Source organism: Paenibacillus sp. D51F, assembly GCF_053345695.1.
Genome location: NZ_JBKFAO010000003.1, coordinates 146,345 through 166,496, shown reverse-complemented (window position 1 = coordinate 166,496; position 20,152 = coordinate 146,345). Strand labels below are relative to the sequence as shown.

Genomic DNA, 20,152 nt, shown 5'->3' with positions numbered 1-20,152 from the left:
ATCCGTTGCGTACGAGCTTTCATATGCTGAGATCAAGGGTAAATTTCTTATGCGGAACCATACTTGGACTCTACAGCTGCCCATCCATGAACAGAAGCGAGGCGAAGCTACCATGTATGCCATCGGACAAAAATACCGCCATCTCCTGACCCAGGAGGTCGTGCAAATTTATTTCATCTACCGGCACTCGATAACGAAAAAGGAAACGATCTTCGACCTCGTCAGCGCCGTCTCCGACAGCGACTGCTCCTCCGAGGTCGAGCTGAGTGACGCCCTGCGCAGGTCGGACATGCGCAAGCTCCGCGTCTGGCATGTGATGGAGGACACGTTCAAGCACTATTACGACCGGGCTTGAGCTGCATCCTCCCGCGAAGAAGCTCGGTACAGCCCGATTCCGAACAGCAGGCCGGCAAGGGACAAGCCCGATATCGTCAGGTATAGCACATGGCCGCCAAGGCGGTCATACAGCCACCCTCCTCCGTAAGAAGCGACGATGCCCGACACGCCGAAGAAGAGCAGAGCGAGCACCGTCTGCCCCGTCGCGCGCCATTCCTCCGGAACGATCCGGTACAGGTACTGGATCGCAGCCGAATAGAAGACCGGGAACGTGACGATCTGAAGCAGCTGGATCGCAACGAGGCCGTAAGGCTCCGTGATCCACGCGGACAGGAAGAAGCGGATGAAGTAAAAGAAGCCGGCGATAGAGATGAGCAGCATCTCCTTGCCGCGGCGGAGCCACCAGAAGCTCAGCGCGAAGACAGCAATCTCACTGCCGGCGGCCAGGAACCAGGCTTGGCCGACCAGCTCGGACTTGCCGCCAAGCTCCCTGATGTAGACGCCGAGGAAGGTATCGTTGATCCGCTGCGGCACGGCGCTGATGAAGATGAGCAGCAGGAACAGCTGCGTCCTCCGATTGGAGAGGAATACCCGCAGGCTGGCGACCGTGACGGGCTTGCCCGACACTTCGGCATCGGGCAGCATAAGCGCCACCAGCAGGCTGACGATGCCTGCGCCCGCGAACAGCCAGGACAAGCTGCCTGCTCCGAGGTAAGACATGACGTAGCCGACCGCCAGCGACATGACGGCATAACCGAGCGCTCCGTAGGTGCGGATGGAGCCGTAGCTCGTCCCCAGCCGCTCCGCGGTCCGGAAGTTCAGGCTCTCGATGAGCGGATCGACCGGCATCAGGAAGAAGTACATGAGCATGGCGAACAGCAGCAGCATGCCGAAGCTCGAGGAGTCGTACAGGAAGTAGCCGATGGCGGACGAGCAGGCCACGAGCAGGAGCAGCACCTTCTGCACGGTGCGCATCCGGTCGCTGATCATGCCCCAGAGCGGCTGGGCGATGATCGTGATGAAGCCGCCCGTTCCCGTGATGAGGCCGATGCGGGCCGGACTCAGTCCTTGATCGCTCAGATAGACCGGCATGAACGATAAGAACATGGCCAGCAGGGCGAAATAGAGAAAATTAAATGCTTTGATCGGAGCTGTTCCACGCATAGGGCGTACCTCTTTCTTTCCAGGTTTCCATTTATTCGAACTAGAGTAGGGCCAAGGTTGCTTTCTCTGACATTCAAACTTGCTGCCCCGGAATTCAAACTTGCTTTTCCTGAAATCGAAACTTGCATTCCTCGGAATCGAAACTTGCATTCCTCGAAATCGAAACTTGCTTTTCCTGGAGCCCAAAAGACATTACGCCAGTGTAGCACAAAAAAGGCCGCTCCGCATCCTGAAAATCAGGATGGGAAGCGGCCTGCGGCCCGAATGAATCGGTGTGCTCTGATGAGGCTCCGCGTTCAGCGTTCAGCGTTCAGCGTTCAGCTTGCCGGATCAATGCATCGCAGCCGCATGCTCCTGTTCCTGGCGGGCGACCTCCTGCGGATCCATTCTGCCGCTGCCCATGAAGAAGGAGAACACAAGAGCGATGGCCGCGGGCAGGATCGCCCAAGCGAAGGTATGCACGATGGAGGAGCTGAGCGCCGAGGTGATGGAGTCGAGAACCTCCTGCGGAATATGCTTGCGGGCTTCGGGATCCAGCAGCTGGCGCGGATCCTTGAAGCTCAGACCCTCCGGCAGGCCGGTTCCTCCGGCTGCCCCTGCGACAGCTCCGCCCGCCGTGCCGCCCGCTCCAGCGGCATCGGCGCCGGGAGGCGCTCCCCGGGCGGGTGCCGCTCCGCCCAGCAGATCTTTCATGCGGCCGCTGAACAGATGGCTCTGGACGATGCCGAACACCGTAATGCCGAGCGCCATGCCGAGCGAACGCAGGAAGTTCAGCGTCGCGCTGGCAGTCCCCCGGTCCGAGACAGGCACGGAGAAGATGGCTGCATTGCTGAGTACCGAGAACGAAGCGCCGATGCCCAGGCCGACCAGAATCATGAACAGCCTCAGCGTCCAGATGTTCGTTCCCTCGCCGATCGTCGCGAGCAGCACGAGGCCGAGCACGAGGATGGCAAGAGTCGGCATCATGAGGGTCCGGTACTTCAGCTTGGTCATGAGGAAGCCGCCCATCGTTGCCGTCACGACCGAACCGACCATCATCGGCAGAAGCACGAGGCCGGAGTTGGTCGCTCTTCCGCCCAGCACGCCCTGCACGAAGATCGGAATGTAGACGGATGCCGTCACGAAGGCGGCGCCACTGAAGATGCCGATCAGATTGCTGGAGAGGAATTCACGGTTGCGGAACATGCCGAACGTAATGATCGGCTCCTTGGCCCGCAGCTCGAACACGACGAACAGAATCGTGAGTACGGCAAATCCGGCGAACAGACCGGATATTTGAATGGAATCCCAAGCGTAGGTTTTCCCGCCGAACTCCAAGGCGAACATCAGGCAGACGACCGCTCCGACCAGCGTTGCCGCGCCTCCCCAGTCGATGACTTGCTTGGCATGCTTAGGCGATTCCTTGTAGAAGATTGCGATGAAGGCAAGCGCGATCAAGCCAAGCGGAAGATTGATGTAGAAAACCCATTCCCAATGGATATGGTCCGTGATGTATGCTCCGAGCAGCGGTCCGAAGATGCTGGAGAGGCCGAATACGGCGCCGAACAGACCGCCCAGCTTGCCCCTCGCGCTTGCCGGCACGGCATCGAACATGATCGTGAAGGCGATCGGTACGAGCGCCCCGCCCCCGATGCCCTGAATGGCCCGGTAAATGGCCAGCTGCTCGATGGAAGTCGCGGTGCCGCAAAGCGCCGAGCCCGCCATGAACACGATGATGCCGAAGATATAGAATCTCTTGCGGCCGTACATATCGGACAGCTTGCCGAAGATCGGCATGCCCGCCATTTCCGCTACCATATACGCCGAAGTGACCCAGACGAATTTGTCCAGTCCTCCAAGCTCGCTGACGATGGTCCCCATAGCCGTCGATACGATCGTCTGGTCCATGGAAGCCATCAGAATGCCGAGCAGCAATCCGGCCACGATGAGGCCCGTGCTGCGTGAGGCTTGCGCCATGATAAATCCCCTGCCCTTCCCCTGTCTGTTGCCGGCCTCGAGGGCCGGACGCTTCCCCTATTATATAGAGGAGCCTTGATGCGAAAATCAGTCCGGAGACTGATTTCAGTCTGACTGAAACAGTCTGGACAAAGATGCTTACCGCAAAGACTTCATGCCTGGCCGATTCATCGGCGGAATCTCCTTCGCTTCTGCAACCAGACTAACAGAAGCACCCTGACAACTGATTGTCAGGGTGCTTGGAGTACGTGAACTAATTTCCGCCTGCGGCTTGAGCTCCGTCCGTAGCCGCCTCTTTGCGCATGAAGCGGGCTTCGATTCTTTTGCATACATACCAGGAGAGCACGATGAACAGGACCACGTAGACGAGCTGGAGCGGTTCCCGGTAAAAGCGGGCGATGTCATGGCCGACAAAGGAAACGGCGAACGCCATGACCGCTTTGCCGGCGGCGACGGCGGCCAGAAAACGAAGCACGCTCATGCGGGATACGGCAGCGGCCATGTTCACGAGCACGAACGGACCGACCGGAAACAGGCTCAGTACGAACACGTAGCTGAAGCCGTTGCGGCGAATCCAGTCCATGCTGGCCTTCACCTTGGGCTTCGCAGCCCAGCGGCGGGCGATGCGGTGGCCGGCCGCGGTGCGCACCAGCAGGAATGTAGCCATGCAGCCGGCCACCAGGCCGATCCACGAGTATAAAAAGCCGGGCCACAGGCCGTATACGGCGGCGTTGACGCCGACGATCAGAATCGTCGGAAGCGGCGGAACGAACGATTTCAGGAAGGTCAGAAGGATGCCTGGGAGCGGTCCGTAGGAACGGTATTCTCCGAGCAGCCGGTGCAGATTTTCTTCCGTCATATAGTCAAGCAGGTCGGATATCATAATCGATGCCCCTTTGGCCGGCTCTAGCTGCATAAGTTGCAGCTGGCAGGATGATCCTATTCAGTATGCCCATTGTATCGGCAAGCGGCAAGGAAATAAAGTCCCGCCTGGCGCCGAAGGGAAAAAGTCCAGGCAAGCAGGACAAACATGTTCCGCCCGTGAGCGGCATACTTTATGGCGAAGCCTCGCGGCAGGTTGACGGAAGTGTTCGCAGATTCGAACCGTTCATGGTAATGAACTCAAGGGATGGGGAGAAGAGGCGTACGGAAGGGAAGCTGAGCATGGTCGGAACGGAATGTCGAGGCCGGGCGGTAGAGAATCAAGGCGGAACGATGAAAGTCGGAGCTGGCCAGGCTGATCATCGTGACGGACGGGATGGACGTTGGAGCCGACAGGCAGGTCATCGAGATCGACGGGATGGAAGGAATCGGCTGCCGCTGCCTCCATAATAGTTGACTACTCCCCTTACGGGGGCAACAATAGTTTCAATGGTGGACCTTTCCACCGGAATTGAATGAACTTTCCCGGCTTTGCGCCGGAGCAAGGAGAATGGCTATGAATCCGATCCTGCTGGGGTCGCTGGCCACGGCCATGTGCACTGCGGTCGGCGCGCTGCCCGCCCTCTTCATCAGCTCCATGACCCATCGCGGCAAAGACGTACTGCTCACTTTCACTGCCGGCATCATGGTATCCGCATCGACCTATGGCCTCATCCCAAGCGCTCTCAAGCTGTCCAATCTAGGCGTGCTTACGATCGGCATCCTGCTCGGCACATTCGTGCTTATGCTGCTGGAACTGCTCATTCCGCATACCGACACCGTCCACGGCGAGCTTCCGCAGCCGCTGCACTCGCAGAGCGGCGGATGGTTCGGCCTGGACCGGAATTCATCGCTCTTCCTCACCGCCATGGCGCTGCACAATCTGCCGGAGGGCTTATCTGTCGGCGTCAGCTACAGCAGCGGTGAAATCCAGCTCGGACCGATTGTAGCCGTCAGCATCGGCTTGCAGAATATTCCGGAAGGCTTCCTGACGGCACTGTTCCTGATTACTCAGGGTACAAAACGCGCTTACGCCGTCCTCATGGCCGTCGGAACCGGGCTTCTGGAGTTCATTGCGGCTCTCCTTGGAGGCAGCTTTGCCGCAGCCATGGAGCCGGTCGTCCCTTACGGCCTCGCCTTCGCGGCCGGAGCCATGCTTTTCGTCGTGTACAAGGAGCTTATTCCGGAGAGCCACGGGGATGGACATGCAAGAACCGCCACACTCTCGTTCATCGCCGGGCTTCTGACGATGATCTCGCTGACCCACGCGCTTGGTTGAATCCGACGAACATACGACTCGCGGCCACGGCCATATGCTGTTTGGCTATTCATTTGGGCGTAGGGGCGCGAGGTGAAGCAAGCACGACTTTTTTCAAAGAGCTTTCTTGCGAATGAGACCCATCGCTCATTCTTTCGGACATAGGATCCGTTATTTGCTCCTTTAGCCGCGATTCGGCTGATTATCGGACATACGATCCGTTATTCTGCCGTTACAGGCTCAAAATGACGGAAAATGGGACAAATAACGGATCTGATGTCCGATAAATCCCTTTTTTCGCCAATTTCGTCCAAATAACGGATCTGATGTCCGATCGAGCAGCCTTTACCCGAATAAGCTTATGATATGGTCTGGCGTCTAGTGTTTAGTGCCTGATGCTGGATGCCAAATGTCTGGTACGGGTATCTCGTGTGGTTTGTATCTGCCGGTGTCTGGTGTCTGGTGTCTGGTGTCTGGTGTCTGGTGTCTGCTGTCTGGTGTCTGCTGTCTGCTGTCTGGAGTCTGGAGTCTGGTATGCAGTGTCAGCGGGTTTAAATATGATTTCATATGCGTCTCATGCCCGCTCCAAACACGCCAGCTGCCTGCATATCCGCAACAAAGAAGAGGCAAGCTGCTATCGCAGCTTGCCTCTTCAGCCTTTATTATTTGCCGCTTGGGTCCGGGACAACGCAGCTCCCGTCGTCGCAGGCGTCCCCATCGCCCGTTGCTGCAGGAACGGCGCAGACTCCATCCGCGCAATCCTCGCCTGCGGCAGCTCCGGCTTGTACGGAATCAGCGGCAGCGGCTGCGCGCTCCGACCAAGCCTGCTCCAGCGCCTGGAGGAATACGGATGGAGGCTGAGCGCCGGAAACGCCGTATTTGCGATCCAGGACGTAGAAAGGAACTCCCTGGATGCCCAGCTCGGAGCCTTCCTGCTCGTCTCTCCTCGTCTCGGCCTCAAATCGATCCGAAGCAAGAACCTCTGCCGCTCCCGCCGCATCCAGCCCTGCTTCAGCCGCAAGCTCCGTCAGCGTCTGGCGGTCTTCGAGAAGCCGTCCTTGTTCGAAGTAAGCACGGAACAGCCCTTCGGAAAGGGCGTTGCCCTTGCCCTGCTGTGATGCCCAGTGCATCAGCCGGTGGGCATCGAACGTATTGCCCGTCTTCATCGCGTCGAAATCAAAGGTCAAGCCGAGCTCGGCGGCCTGGCTGCCGACGTTCGCATTGCTGGCCTTCGCTTGTTCCAATGGGAATCCGTATTTGCGCGACAGCAGTTCATGAACACTGGTACCCGGTACGTGCTTGGCATTCGGGTCCAGCTCGAAGCTGCGGTAAACGATCTCGACCTTGTCCCGATGCGGGAACGATTGCAGAGCCAACTCAAACCTCTTCTTGCCGATATAACAAAACGGACATGCATAGTCGGACCAAATCTCTACCTTCATGCTGCCTTCCTCCCGTTGTTTCAAATCCGTCTCAACTAACTGTAACTAAGTAAGTTACATTATTATAGCATAGCCGGGTTTCATCGATCAAACGAACGGTCTGTCCTATTACCCGTCCTGTGCGGCCGGCCGATCCGATTTCTCGCCAGCTGCATCATGCTCCGTCTCCGCAATCATCTTCAGCATGCCCAGCTTGTTGTCCCAATAACGTTCGAAGAAGGCGAGCCAGCGCCGAAGCTCCAGCAGGGGATCGGGATTCATCCGGTACCGGGTCTCGCGCCCGACACGCCGTTCATGGAGAAGTCCTGCATCGGATAAAATATGCAGATGCTTGGATACGGCAGCCCTTGTCATGGAAAAATGAGGAGTGATGCCTTTAAGCGGAAGCTCCTCCCCCGTACGAAGCAGCTGCAGCAGCTCCCGGCGAGTCGGATCCGCTATCGCCTGAAACACGTCATGCCGCTGTTCCTTCGCCTCCATGCGTCAGGAGACGAACATGCCGGCGAGCTTCTGAACCATTTTGTCCCAGCCGCCGTTCATGTTGCCCCGCACCTGGTTGTGAGGCTGTCCGAATTCCGTCCTTCCTTCCTCCAGCCAGCCGGAGTGGATCAAGGTGAATTCCGTCACATCCGGCTCCAGCTCGCGCAGCTCGAACGTGATGGACCATTGTTCTCCCCAGGCGAAGCTCAACCGGTGAGGAGGCGACAGCTCGGTTACTTTGCATTTGGAATCTCCGAAGGGACCCGCATGCAAAATGAACTCCGCTCCATCCTCCGGTGTGAACGTATTGGGCATGAACCATGAGGCGATGCCCTCGGAAGTAGCCGCCTTCTCCCATACGAGAGCGATGGGGGCATTGATGATCTGGGTCTGGCGGATATCGGGCAGCGACCGGCCCGGCTGCATGTTGTTGTCGGTCATGAGATACAGCTCCTCTTTGCGTATGAGTTTCATTTCATTTTTAGGATACCATATGGTATCCTAATTCGACAAATGGATTTCACTGCAAATCAATCCCACCATCCCCGGGCGTAGATGCGCAGATTCCCATCGCTTGAGTAGATGCGCAGATTCCCATCGCTTGATAAATGAATTGATCTCCACCGGTTTCAGCTATTGACCATCAACAGATCCATCTACGTCTATAAGGAGCCTCAGCATTTGCCTAACCGGCAGCAACAATCCATATCAACGCAGCTGCCGGACAATCTAACGCAGAGCTGCCGGCAACAATCGAACAACGAAGAGCTGCCAAGAACCTGAACGAATGTGCCTTCCCGATGCCTGAAAAACGGAAAAGGGCCAACCCGAAAAAACGGGTTGACCCATCTTTGCGCTTGTCCCGGAAGGTTATGGCTTGCCGATAACCTTGCCCTTAACCTTGCCCTTAACCTTGCCCTCAAGCCTCTTCAGCGGAAGGACGCTTCCGGCTTCAGCGATAAGTCCGCTGCGTGAGCTGATCCAGGCTTTTGAACGTATAGCCTTGGCTTCGCGCCGAATCGATGATGCGTCCGAGAGCTTGGGCATTGTCCCTGGATACCGCGTGAAGCAGCAGGACGGCACCGGGATGAAGCTGGCCCATTACGTTGCTGTAGGCATATTCCGCTCCTTTTTGCGCGGAGGTATCCCAATCCTTGTAGGCGACCGACCAGAACACATTGGTGTAGCCGTCCTCCTTGCTCACCTCCAGCATGCGGTCGCTGAAAATGCCTCTAGGAGGACGCAGATAATTCATTTCCCGGAAGCCTGTCAGGTCGGCTACCGCTTTTTTGACACCATCCAGCTCCCGCTTGACCGCATCCGGATGCAGCGTGCTCATATCGGGATGGCTCCAGGAATGGTTGCCGATCAGATGGCCCTCGGATGCCATCCTCTTGACGAGATCAGGCTCCGTCTTGACATAATGGCCCGTAATGAAAAAAATGGCCGGAACCTTCTTCTCCTTCAATACGTCCAAGATCTGCGCCGTAAGCTTGTCCTTCTCATACCCGTTGTCGAAGGTCAGATACAGCTCCTTCTCGGCCGTATTGCCGAGAAAAATGGCCTTATGCTTCTCAAGCATCGGCATGAAGCCCTCCTCGGCTATCGAGGGCAGCTGGCCGTTTTTGCTTTTTTTGAAGCCGAAATGGTAGGGCTTGCTCCATCCTGCCGCCGCTTCCTGATTGTGCTCAGGGACGGCGGCATTCCGATTGGACAGCTGCTCAGGGGCAGCGGCTCCCGCTGCCTGAGCGGAAAGAACAAGCATTGCCAGCATGCAGCCGGCCGCTCCCGCCGCTTTGATTCGGGCTTTCATTCATCGTCCGCCTCCTGCCTGTTTAAGTTCGCATACCGGGTTGGTATGTGCAGGAAGCGGGAAAATTATGCGTTCCGAAAGTTCCAGGGGATACTGCGCAACAATTCATGAACGCACATCGAAACATGTATCCTCTTGTGCATAACTTGATTTGTGGATAAGTGAGCAACTTTTTCAATTTCTTCATATTACAGGCTTTTAAACCTGTTCATAGTGTGCACAAATCTGTGCATAACTTCCGTTTCAGCAAGCATCAATCGGGTTTCGGAGAGCGCTCAAGCGAATTCAAGCTCGTGTAGACATAGTCGGAGAAAATACCGCCGTCCTCGGTCTGGTTCGTGTTTACTTTGAAAACGAACCATTGGCCGCCGTATTTCTTGGCTATATATTGCACAAGAAGCGATTCATTGCTCCCCTCCAGGAAGACCGCCGCATCGCGGAAAGGTTCAGGACGCTTCTCCTTCGGAACTTCGGCGAGCCCGGTGCCGGCGAACTCCTTCCGCGCTTCTTCCTTCAGATCGTCCGTCTTGTAATCGGAAGCATAGGGCGTGATGGAAGCTTGCAGGTTGTATCCCTGTGCCGGATCGCCGAACGAGAGGATGCCTTTTTCGCGATCGAAATCAAGCGCGCTGAAAACATACAATCCGAATCCCTTGCCCTGCATGAGGGCGGCCGGCTTCTCCATTGGAGCCGTCTGCACGCTCAGCTTGAAGGTTTTCGCCTTGACCAGCTTGGTGAGAATCAGCTGCTTCACGGTAGCATCTCCTTCTACCGGCTGCTCCTTATAGATGAAGAAAACTTCGCCTCCTTCGACAATGCCTTCCGTACTGGCGCCTTCCGCGAGCTGATAAGCCTGGGGCTTCCCATCCGATTCGATCTCGACCGTATGCGGATCGGCCGCTCCGTTATAGATGCCGTACTTTCGATGTTCCGCCTGTTCTGGAACCGGAGCGGCAGTCGGCGCGATCGAAGGCTCGGCGCTCGGGGCTGGAGTCGGAGCCGCCGAAGCCGATACGACGGGGCTTGCCTCCGGCGAAGGACTTGCTTCGCCGCCAGCCGCGCCTTCCGGAGCATTGCCTGCGCCGCAGCCTGCGAGCATCAGCATCAGAACCGCGCTGGACAGCGCGAACGTTTTCGATTTTCTTTTCATGTGGGTTTACACCTCCGCTCCTTAAGACGAGCGGGACGAACTCTTGGTTACAGGCGAATGGAAAAAGCCGGCATCGCGGATGAGACCCGCGAAGCCGGCTTTGAATCGAAACCGGATGAACGAAGAACGGGCCGAGCTGGACGAATTTTTCGGCTGCTCGCTCTCCGCTGCTGCAAAAAAAGAAAAAGGACTGAGCATCGGCAGCTCGAACGGCTGGGTTCAGTCCTTTTCATTCTCTCAGTGGGCTCCGCTGCCCAGACCGATACGGTCGACGAGGGTGCGGCTCTGCTCGTTGAGGCCTTCAAGCACGACGCGCTTGCCGGCGGCGGCGTATTTGTCCGCGAGCTTGGCGATTGCGTTGACGGCGGAATGATCCCATACATGGGATTGTCCGAAGTCGATCACGACCTCGTCCGGATCATCACCATAATCGAACTGCTGTCCGAACGCCGTCGTCGTGGCGAAGAATAGCTGGCCCGTGACGAAATAGCGCTTGCGGCCGCCTTCCATCCTTCCTTCCACCTTCATCGCGGAGATGCGGCGGGCGAAAATCAAGGCGCTGATGACGACACCGGCCATGACGCCGTAGGACAGGTTATGCGTCATCACGACGATGATTACCGTCACGACCATGACGATGCTGTCGCCGATCGGAATCCGCTTCAGCTCCGTCAGGGAACGCCAGTTGAACGTTCCGAAGGATACCATGAACATGACTCCGACGAGCGCGGCCATCGGAATCTCCTTGACGACGCTGCTTAGGACCATGATCAGAACGAGCAGGAAGATGCCCGCCGTGAACGTGGACAGGCGCGTCCGTCCGCCTGATTTGACGTTGATGACCGATTGGCCGATCATCGCGCAGCCTGCCATCCCTCCGAAGAATCCGGTCACGATATTGGCGATGCCCTGGCCTTTGACCTCACGGTTCTTGCTGCTCGTCGTGTCGGTCATGTCATCGACGATATTCGAAGTCAGGAGCGACTCCAGCAATCCGACCAGAGCAAGCGAGACCGAATATGGCAGGATAATCATCAGGTTGTCCACATTCGGAACGAAGTTCGGCAGATGGAAGCTCGGCAGCGCGCTCGTGATGTTGCCGATGTCGCCGACGGTGAGGACGTCCAGCTTGAAGCCCATCGTGATCGCCGAGACGATGATGATCGCCGCGAGCGCGGACGGGAACGCCTTGGTCAGCCTCGGCAGGCCGTAAATGATGGCGAGCGTGAGGGTGAGCAGCGCATACATGAGCCAGCCCTGCCCCCGGAAATGAACGAGCTGCGCGGTGAAGATCAGAATCGCGAGCGCGTTGACGAAGCCGTTCATGACCGAGTGCGGCACGAAGCGGATCAAGTGGCCCAGCCGCATATAGCCGATCGCCATCTGGATGATGCCGCAGAGGACGGTGGCTGCGAACAGATACTCCAGTCCATGGTCGCGGACCAGGTTGACCATGAGAAGCGCCATCGCGCCGGTCGCGGCCGAGATCATCGCGGGTCTCCCGCCGAAGAAGGAGATGACGACGGCGATGATGAAGGAGGTGTACAATCCGATCATCGGATGTACGCCGGCAATGATCGAGAATGCGATCGCCTCCGGAATCAGTGCCAGAGCGACGGTGATGCCCGACAGCAGATTCGATTTGGGATCCGTGAACCATTCGTTTTTCCAGTTTGCTGCTTTCAATTCTTTCCTAGACCTCCTGCAAAATGATTTTGGCGACTTTCCAGTCTCAGAAAAGCCGGGTTCCGATGCACTTCGTCCGTAAGCATTATACGGAAGATTCCGATCGAATTGAAGGTTTTTTTGGCCTCGTCGATGGGCAGGAGGGTTTAAAAAAGAAATGAACCTAGAGGAGTCAACGAGAACAACAGCGGCTTCACCGCGGTGAAAGCCATCCTGACAGACGACCTTTCCCCTTCGCTCGCTCTCGTGCCTGACAGCGCAACGGTAGGCGGCCGCTCGGTGCCGGCGGCAACCTGAAGACCGGCATCCCGCTCGGCACGATAGCGCCCGGCCAGCGTCTCGTCATCGCCTTCACTGCGCGGGTGCTTTCCATCCCGCGACCAGCCGGCGCCGGCTCCATGTCGTCGACCGAAGAGGAAGAATAACGAAGAAATCCCCCTCGCCTGCTTGACGAGGGGGACTTCTTGTTTATTTGACCGGACGGTTGGTGAAGTAAAGCGTCTGCGGGCCCGCCGAGCCGCCGGTCAGGCTGAGCCGGGACGGAACCGTCTTCCCTTTGCGCCCGACATTGAACTCGGAGAGCTGCCACGCCGTCGTGTAGTTCAGGAAGCCGGAATTCAGCAGCTTGCCGCCCCAGCCGATCGTATAATGGCCCGATCCTCCGGACGGGTTCAGATAGACGCCTACTATGCGGCGCTCGTCGCTGTCGTTCTCGATCTCGACCGACATGTCGTAGATGACTCCGTAGTTGCCGGGGTTCAGGACGGCGGCGCCGCTCGTGGCGTCCACGCCTTGCTCGTACTCTCCCGGCATGAAGTCAGCCCACTGGCCGGTAGGCGACGAATCGACCCGAAGCAGGGAATTGCCGGCAGAGGTTTTGTAGACCAGCGTGCCGGTACGGTCGTAATGCGGGAAGGTGCCGCGGATATGCCGGTCGGGCGGCAGCACCGGCTCGGCGAGCGGATCGGCCGGCCGCATCGCATAACCCAGCGTGGTGACGGTCACCGGCGCGGCGCCGCCGGAAGCGGATTCCGCGCGCAGCTGCAGGAAGCCGCTGAGCGTATGCGTCGCGGGCACCTCCGCGGTCCGCCAGTAGGTTTCCCCCGGCTTCAGCACGGCGACCGGACGCTTCGAGCCGCGATCCTTGAGAAAGGCGGCCAGGGCGATCTGGCCGGCTACGTCCGGGTAGTAGTCCACTCCCGCTCCGGAGCCTTCCTCATACAGCTTGACCGTGTAGCCCGACGTATTGGTCACCGCGGCGCCGATCTGCAGCGGCGCTCCCGTATTGTTGAGATGATGGTAAAAGACGCGGAAGGAGCCTGTAACCGTGTCCCGATAATAGGCTCCGGGTACGGTCGGCATTTCCGGAGAATCGCTGAGGATGAGCTGGCCGCCCGTTGGAGTCAGCACCGGCTTCTCCATGGCCTGGGCAGGCTTGAGCGATTCAATCGGAACGGTAACGAACGGCTGGTCTTGCGCCATCGCCTGCAGGCCGGCTCCCGATTCGGGAACGGCGGGCGGCGAAGCGGCTGCCGTTCCGCCCAGCAGCAGGCTGGCGGCAACGAGGCTGTACGCAAGCTTTTGACCATGTGATCTCATGAACAATTCCTCCTGTTCGATCATGGGTTTTCTAGCCCGGCTTCCTTCAGCGGCGGATCGGAAGGGTTTGCGACCCTATTGTCCAGTGTCCCAATCGTCCATGTTGCTCTTCCTTCATTTCCCTTTTTCATCCGGTTTCATGCCTGCCCGAGAAATCTTCACGGACTCGTTCCCTATTTCTTTTCGCAGCCTGAACTTTTTGCGCGCCTAATGATTGCTCCTGTTTCATCTCCTGCAGCTCTCGTCATTCACCCGCCCAGCTGTAATCCTGCTCCATATTCCTTCCGTCCAAGCGGCAGGACCGCTGCCTTCTCCAGCCCGTTATCCTGCTCGCGGCAGCAGAAACTTCTCAAGAGGGCTGAAGTCGCATAAGCCGCATGCCTCACGCTCCCTCGACCACCCCCTTCTCCACATCCTCAGGCCAGTGCATCTCCACGCCGCGGGACGCCAGCAGCTCCTGGTAGCCGTCCAGATGCTCCGCTTCTCCGCGCACCTCGCGCGGCCGCAGCCCGGTGCGAAGGCAATAGGCGGCGAGCGCCCCGGCAGCCTCGCCGATGTTCCACTCCGTCGGGTGCAGGCGGTAGCAGCCGTTGGAAATCTGGGTCGTCCCGATGTTCTTGCAGGCGGGAAGCAGGTTGTTCATCCGCACCGGGATGAGGGCCCCGAGCGGAATCTCGTACGGATAGTTGGGGATGTAGAAGCTCCGGTAGGTCACGGTCGTATGATGAAGATCGAGATGATAGCTGCCGACTCCGACGCTGTCCCCGTACCTTCGGATGCCCTCGCTGCCGCGCATCTCCTTGCTGACGTCGGCCTCCGTAATCGTCTGGAGCGCCTTGATGCGGCGGGATTCCCGGATGTAGACGGACTTGGCGAGGCCGTCCTTCGTCCCCAGCACATCCGGCCGCAGCCGCACGCCAGGCCAGCCCTTGCCCCCGTCGAGCCGCGGCGCCTCCGTCTGCAGCCAGTAGACGACGGACAGCGTCAGCTGCCTCGCCGCATACAGCCGATCCTCCTTGACGGTCGGAGGAACGTCCAGGATCGTGCCCAGATAATAATCGTTCTGGGCCCAGTTGAGCAGCGACAGATCTCCGTCATAGAGAGGAGCCGCAAGATGGCGGGGATCCAGAATCCGGCGGTAATCCCACAAGGAGGTGACGCCCTTGTCGTTGGGCAGCAGGGTGAATTCCTTTTTCTTCGTCGTATCGTTGGCATCGGTCGCGAACCAGCTCAGCAGCGGGTAAGGGGAGAACGGAGGGACGAGATCCCTCCAGTACGAATACATTTCCGGCGGCTTCTCCGGCGTGAAATCCGCTCCCTGAATGTACTCCAATGCCGCCACATGGGTGAACGCCTGCACATCCTCCGGATCGCCCGTCTCCGGCGCATGCGGCTCGCCGCTCTCGCTGCGGGATTCCGAGCCGACCGCATATTCCGTCCCCGTCATCGGGAGCAGATCGCCGCATTCCGTCGCATCCAGCACATAAGGCGCGCGCAGCACCGTGCGGCGGTCCGTCCTGCGGCAGGCGACCGTTACGGAAGAGACCAGGTCTCCCTCCGTCTCTGCGCTGACGGCGGCCGTTTCCTTGAGAATCCGAAGCTTGCCGCTGTTGACGTATGGAGCCAGCATCGCCTCCAATACGGACAGCGCGACGCGGGGCTCATGGGCCAGGCGGCTGACCCAGCCGTTGCCGGGGTTGAGCAGCTTGTTGGCCCGGGCCGCTTCCGTGAGCGGGTAATTGTCCCGGTAATACGCGCGGATCCGCTCCCTCAGCTCCCGGAACGAAGCCGTGCAGCCGCAGCTCTCGATCCATCGGTGCTCGTCGGGAGGCACCGCCTGCGAAGTCAGTTGCCCGCCGATCCAATCGGTCTCCTCCGTCAGGATGACCCGGCATCCTTCCCGCGCCGCGGCCAGCGCCGCGGCCGTCCCTCCAAGACCTCCGCCGATGATCAGCACATCGGCTTCCAGCTCCTGCATCTTCATGCCGTCTCCTCCTCCGTCGTTCTTCCCATCAGATCCAGCGCCATCCTTGCGGCGCCGCAGCAGCCTGCCGCCGTGCCGAGCAGAGCCGGACGCACCTCGATCCTCGCGCCCTCCAAGGCCAGCGCCTCGTCCAGCAGCGGCCGCCACTCCCGCAGCGAATCCGCGGCGCCGCCTCCCAGCAGGACGGCTTCGGGATCGAGGGCGGCGGCCAGATTGCCGATGAATACGGCCAGCATCCCCGCATAATTCCGAAGCAGCCGCAGGGCGGCCGCATCTCCTGCCCGGTACCGCTCCATCAGCCCTTCGGGCCCGATCGTGCCGAAAGCCGCGGAGGCATCGCGCATGAGCGCCGTGCCCGACAGGTACATCTCCGCGCAGCCGCGGCGGCCGCAGTTGCATGGACGTCCGCCCGGCACGAGCACGACGTGGCCCCAGTCTCCGCCTCCCCAGCGGGCTCCGCGCAGCAGCCTGCCGCCGGCAAGATTGGCTCCTCCGACTCCGGTGCCGAGCGTCAGCATGACCGCATCTCGCAGCCCTCTTCCGGACCCGATCCAGCATTCGCCGAGCAGCGCCGCATTGGCATCGTTATCCACCCTTACCGGCAGCCCGAAGCGAAGTCCGGCCCACTCCGAGAGCCGCATGCCGGTCCAGCCGGGCAGGTTGTCCGTCGCATAGGCGACTTCCCCGCTGCCCGCATCGATGCGGCCCGCGCTGGCGATTCCGATCGCCTCGGACTCGGGATGCCGCTCCAGCAGCAGCGCCGCCAGATTGTCCAGCGAGGAGAGGATTCCCTTCCTGCCGCGGGCCGCTTCCGTCGGCACCGACAGCTCCTCCAGAACACGCCCTCGATGATCCGCTGCGATTCCTTTGATGGAAGTGCCTCCGATATCAATTCCTACCAGCGTCGCGATCCCGCCCACCTCCGATCATCCGTGATCAAGCCTTCATGCCGAAGACAGAGCCGTCCAGGGTCAATAAATCCGTTCGATTACCGCCTTGGCCGTCCAGGGTCAATAAATCCGTTCGATTACCGCCTTGGCCGTCCAGGGTCAATAAATCCGTTCGATTACCGCCTTGGCCGTCCGCTCCTTCATCTCCCGTGTACGGGCGAGATCGAGCCGGGCCAGTCCCTCGCAGATCATGTCGATCAGCAGAAGCTGCGAGATCTTCGCTCCGATGGAGCCCCCTTCAAGCGGAGATTCCTTGCCCGCCGTGAGCAGCACGAGATCGGCCGCCGCCGTTATAGGCGATTTGGCGTAATTGGTCACGGCGATGACGTAGGCTCCCTGCTGCCGGGCTTTGGTCAGCATGTCGACCGTGTCGAGGGTGCTGCCGCTGAGGCTGATCCCGAATGCGACGTCTCCAGGGCCCATCGTGACGGCCATCATCGCCTGAAAATGGGCGTCCGCCACAGCTTCGGCGCGCCTGCCGATGCGCAGCAGCCGGTTTTTGGCGTCCAGCGCGGTAATGCCCGAAGCCCCGACGCCGAAAAACTGGACGTAGCCGGCCGCATCCATGCGGGCTACCGCTTCCTCCAGCTTGGCACGGTCGAGCAGGCTCATCGTATCGGCCAGAATCGAGGACGTCTCCCTGTAGACGAGCTCCGCATAATCATCCGGCGTGGCATCGGAATGCCCGCCGCTCTCCTGCTGCCTGCGCGGGCTGTAATCCTGGGCGAGCGCAAGCTTGAAATCCTGGTATCCTTTGAAGCCGATCGCTCTGCAGAACCGCATGACCGTCGTTTCCCCGACGGCGGACAGCTCCGCGAGCTCCGTCACCGAGCGATAGATGATATCCTCCGAAGCGTTCAGCACGTAATCGGCGACCTTCTGCTCCGACTTCGTCAAGGAGGGATAATAGGAACCAACCTTCAATCTCAGATCCATCTCTAGCGGACACTCCTTCTCGCGGCTGCGGCGAACCGCTCTGTAATCAATTGGGGACGGGTAATCGCCGATCCGACGACGACGGCGCAGGCTCCCAGGCCGAGCAGCTTCGCTACCTGGCCCGGATCGCTGATCCGCCCTTCGGCGAACACCGGAATCCGCAGGCTGGAGGCCGCTTTCTCCACCAGCTCGAAATCAGGACCGTCGAGGCTTCTCGAATAAGGCGTATAGCCGGCAAGCGTCGTCGAGACGCAATCGGCTCCTGCACGCTCGGCTTCGAGCGCTTCCTCCAGCGTGGAAATATCGGCCATCGCCGGAATTCCCCTGCCGTGCATATGGCGGACGAGCTGCTCCGCCGTGACGCCGCCCGGCCGCTGCCTGAGCGTCGCGTCGAACGCGATCATATCCGCCCCAGCATCCGCCAGCTCATCCACTTCTTTCATCGTCGGCGTGATGTAGACCGGAGAGCCGGGATAATCGCGCTTGATGATGCCGATGACCGGTATGGCCACCCCGCTCTTGATTTCCGCCACGTCGGCGACGGAGTTGGCCCGGATGGCGACGGCTCCTCCCTGCTCCGCCGCAAGCGCCATTCTCGCCATCATGCCCGCTCCGTGCAGCGGCTCTCCCTCCAGCGCCTGGCAGGAGACGATCAGCCCGCCTTTCACCTTCCCCCAAAAAGACGTCATGCCGTCATCCCCTTGCCTCGTTGTTGTCGGCGGCTGAAGCCGCCTGCTCCATGGACGGTTCCTGCATGCCGTATTGCCCGGCAGCCGAATATTCCGACGGCCTGCGCTCTTCCGCCGGGACAGCCTCGGCCGCATCGGTCTCGGCTGCATCGGACTTCCTTTCATCGATCCCGGTTGCTACGGACAGCCCCACCTCGAACATCCGCCTCCACGGCATCCGGCAATCCAAGATCGTCACGGAAAGCCCGCTTCCAGCCAGCTCCCTTTCCAGGAAGCCTTCCAGCTCCTCCCGAACCATGGCCGCAGCCCGGCCGCTCTGTCCGTCCACGGCGAAATAGTCCATGCCGAGCTCCTTGATCGGCCCGTCGGCGAGCTGGCGGCGAACGCCGGAGCAGTAGCCGTAGTCCTCCGCGATGCGCAGGCCGAGGAAGTCCAGGTGGCTGCTCGTGCAGCCGAACCGGTCATAGAGCATCAGCTGCGCGAGCACGGTGCCGATGGAGTTGGCGCTCGTGTTCCAGCCGGCGATACCGGCCAGTCGGGGCAGCATGCCCTTCCTGCCGAGCAGCCTCAGCAGCTGCAGGTCGCCTCCGTTCGCGTAGGCGACGTCGGCCACCGCTACGGGCTTGCGCAGCCGGCTCAGCGCGTAATGGCCGTATTCCGCGAGCTCCGCTATGCTCCGCTGCACATCATAGCCGGCATCCGGGCTCAGCTGTCCGTTCGCCTCGCCCATCCTGTCTCCGGGCGAATTGACGAGCAGGAGCAGATCCGCGTCGGCAGCGCTCTCCGCAAGCAAGCCGCCCGCCGCAAGGATATGGAGCTTGATGCTTTCGCCGAGCAGCCGATCCTCATACAGCGGCGTGATCTGCGGCCCCCGCGTGCTGGAATATCTCGGGTAGACGAGCGGAACCGCATCGTGCCTGGCGTTGACGAGCCGGGCGAGCAGCGTGCAGCCCGCCTCGTCCGCTCCCGGATACATGAGCGTCCGCAGCTCGGCTCCCAGCTCCCGGATCCGCTCCCGCACCGCTTGCTGGTCCAGTGCCGTCCAGCCGTAAGGAGCGGCGTCGTCCTGGGGCAGCGCGAGAAAATCGAGCGTGCCGTCCGCCGCCAGCTCCAGCGAAGCCCGGTTGGCGGCGGCGTTCACCGCCCGGCGCTGCAGGTAGTCGTCGCGGACGTCTCCCGGCAGCCGGCTGCGGATAGCCTCCAGCTCGGCCAGCTCCTCCGCCGAAGCCTCGCCCAGCCTTTCCCGGTGGCCGTAATAACCGAGCAGGAACAGCTCCCGTCCCCACTCCCCGTAATAATCCGGCTCCTCGTCGGAGCTGGAATAGCGGGGGCATCTCATCAGGAGGTGGAAGGCGTACAGCTTGAGCGACGGATTGCTTTGGCGGATGCGGCGCAGCCTCTCCAGCGGAGCGGCGGCCTCGTGCTCGCCAAGCCCGTGCAGCCGGGAAGGAACGATGCCGCCGTACAGCAGCGTGTCGATGGATACGATCGCCGCCTCGGCGTCCGCAGCCTCCCGTTCCAGCCAGTCGCCGAGCTCGCGGATGCGGCCCGGCTTCTTCTTGTCGCCCATCCATTCCATCGGCGGGCGCACAAGCTCCAGATCGCTCCCGCGCGACAGCAGCCAAGGAAAATCGTAGTTGCAGGGGCGCTCGTCCAGCGGCAGGTATACGACCTTCGCCTTCGGGCCCGATGTCGGATGCATAACGTCGTCAGCTCCTTTCTTCCCGCATGGCGGCTTCGGCCGGGTGCTGCAGGCCTCATCCTTCCCTATGCGCTCTCCTCCGACAG

At 60.1% G+C, this 20,152-nt stretch carries 17 protein-coding genes; 2 read left to right on the top strand and 15 right to left on the bottom strand.

All coding sequences use genetic code 11. The features are described from left to right. Positions 1 to 112 precede the first annotated feature (112 nt). Entirely contained in the window at positions 113 to 355 is a 243-nt protein-coding gene (locus ACLBWT_RS07385) for a hypothetical protein (protein WP_447662395.1), read from the top strand. Here the strand turns inward: ACLBWT_RS07385 and ACLBWT_RS07380 are convergent. The 3 genes from ACLBWT_RS07380 to ACLBWT_RS07370 form a co-directional block, all read right to left on the bottom strand. Further along, positions 340 to 1,500: an MFS transporter gene (locus tag ACLBWT_RS07380; RefSeq protein ID WP_447662393.1), complete on the bottom strand. Its 1,161-nt coding sequence runs from the start codon at positions 1,498 to 1,500 to the stop codon at positions 340 to 342. The genes ACLBWT_RS07385 and ACLBWT_RS07380 overlap by 16 nt on opposite strands. Positions 1,501 to 1,830: 330 nt before the next feature. Continuing rightward, the gene (locus tag ACLBWT_RS07375; RefSeq protein ID WP_447662392.1) at positions 1,831 to 3,456 is read right to left on the bottom strand and encodes an MDR family MFS transporter; all 1,626 of its coding nucleotides are present in this window, start codon (positions 3,454 to 3,456) and stop codon (positions 1,831 to 1,833) included. 253 nt (positions 3,457 to 3,709) lie between these two features. Next, positions 3,710 to 4,342 carry a TVP38/TMEM64 family protein gene (locus ACLBWT_RS07370; protein WP_447662737.1) on the bottom strand — a complete coding sequence of 211 codons (633 nt, stop codon included), beginning with the start codon at positions 4,340 to 4,342 and terminating at the stop codon, positions 3,710 to 3,712. A gap of 552 nt (positions 4,343 to 4,894) precedes the next feature. Between ACLBWT_RS07370 and ACLBWT_RS07365 the strand changes: the two genes are divergently transcribed. Continuing rightward, a complete protein-coding gene (locus tag ACLBWT_RS07365) occupies positions 4,895 to 5,656 on the top strand; it encodes a ZIP family metal transporter (RefSeq protein WP_447662390.1) in 762 nt (253 codons plus the stop codon). Positions 5,657 to 6,297: 641 nt separating this feature from the next. Here the strand turns inward: ACLBWT_RS07365 and ACLBWT_RS07360 are convergent. The 12 genes from ACLBWT_RS07360 to ACLBWT_RS07305 all read right to left on the bottom strand — a co-directional run bounded on the left by ACLBWT_RS07360 (position 6,298) and on the right by ACLBWT_RS07305 (position 20,066). Next, positions 6,298 to 7,077 carry a DsbA family oxidoreductase gene (locus tag ACLBWT_RS07360; RefSeq protein ID WP_447662389.1) on the bottom strand — a complete coding sequence of 260 codons (780 nt, stop codon included), beginning with the start codon at positions 7,075 to 7,077 and terminating at the stop codon, positions 6,298 to 6,300. 108 nt (positions 7,078 to 7,185) lie between these two features. Next, a complete protein-coding gene (locus tag ACLBWT_RS07355) occupies positions 7,186 to 7,557 on the bottom strand; it encodes an ArsR/SmtB family transcription factor (protein ID WP_447662387.1) in 372 nt (123 codons plus the stop codon). A 3-nt stretch (positions 7,558 to 7,560) separates the two neighbouring features. After that, positions 7,561 to 7,998 carry an SRPBCC family protein gene (locus ACLBWT_RS07350; protein ID WP_447662386.1) on the bottom strand — a complete coding sequence of 146 codons (438 nt, stop codon included), beginning with the start codon at positions 7,996 to 7,998 and terminating at the stop codon, positions 7,561 to 7,563. A 511-nt stretch (positions 7,999 to 8,509) separates the two neighbouring features. Then, positions 8,510 to 9,370, bottom strand: coding sequence for a delta-lactam-biosynthetic de-N-acetylase (gene pdaA, locus ACLBWT_RS07345; RefSeq protein ID WP_447662385.1), 861 nt, complete (start codon positions 9,368 to 9,370; stop codon positions 8,510 to 8,512). A gap of 253 nt (positions 9,371 to 9,623) precedes the next feature. Further along, positions 9,624 to 10,520 carry a hypothetical protein gene (locus ACLBWT_RS07340; RefSeq protein ID WP_447662384.1) on the bottom strand — a complete coding sequence of 299 codons (897 nt, stop codon included), beginning with the start codon at positions 10,518 to 10,520 and terminating at the stop codon, positions 9,624 to 9,626. 237 nt (positions 10,521 to 10,757) lie between these two features. After that, positions 10,758 to 12,206 carry a SulP family inorganic anion transporter gene (locus ACLBWT_RS07335; protein WP_447662383.1) on the bottom strand — a complete coding sequence of 483 codons (1,449 nt, stop codon included), beginning with the start codon at positions 12,204 to 12,206 and terminating at the stop codon, positions 10,758 to 10,760. A gap of 468 nt (positions 12,207 to 12,674) precedes the next feature. Further along, complete coding sequence (locus ACLBWT_RS07330; protein WP_447662382.1) at positions 12,675 to 13,805, bottom strand: hypothetical protein; 1,131 nt, start codon at positions 13,803 to 13,805, stop codon at positions 12,675 to 12,677. A 382-nt stretch (positions 13,806 to 14,187) separates the two neighbouring features. Continuing rightward, positions 14,188 to 15,789, bottom strand: a complete 1,602-nt coding sequence (locus ACLBWT_RS07325) for an FAD-dependent oxidoreductase (protein WP_447662381.1) — start codon at positions 15,787 to 15,789, stop codon at positions 14,188 to 14,190. After that, positions 15,786 to 16,709 carry an ROK family protein gene (locus ACLBWT_RS07320; protein ID WP_447662380.1) on the bottom strand — a complete coding sequence of 308 codons (924 nt, stop codon included), beginning with the start codon at positions 16,707 to 16,709 and terminating at the stop codon, positions 15,786 to 15,788. The genes ACLBWT_RS07325 and ACLBWT_RS07320 overlap by 4 nt, the downstream gene beginning before the upstream one ends. A gap of 129 nt (positions 16,710 to 16,838) precedes the next feature. Beyond that, complete coding sequence (locus tag ACLBWT_RS07315) at positions 16,839 to 17,675, bottom strand: MurR/RpiR family transcriptional regulator (RefSeq protein WP_076358701.1); 837 nt, start codon at positions 17,673 to 17,675, stop codon at positions 16,839 to 16,841. Positions 17,676 to 17,677: 2 nt separating this feature from the next. Beyond that, positions 17,678 to 18,364: an N-acetylmannosamine-6-phosphate 2-epimerase gene (locus ACLBWT_RS07310; protein ID WP_447662379.1), complete on the bottom strand. Its 687-nt coding sequence runs from the start codon at positions 18,362 to 18,364 to the stop codon at positions 17,678 to 17,680. Positions 18,365 to 18,368: 4 nt separating this feature from the next. Continuing rightward, positions 18,369 to 20,066 carry a DUF4127 family protein gene (locus ACLBWT_RS07305; RefSeq protein WP_447662378.1) on the bottom strand — a complete coding sequence of 566 codons (1,698 nt, stop codon included), beginning with the start codon at positions 20,064 to 20,066 and terminating at the stop codon, positions 18,369 to 18,371. Between the last annotated feature and the right edge of the window lie 86 nt (positions 20,067 to 20,152).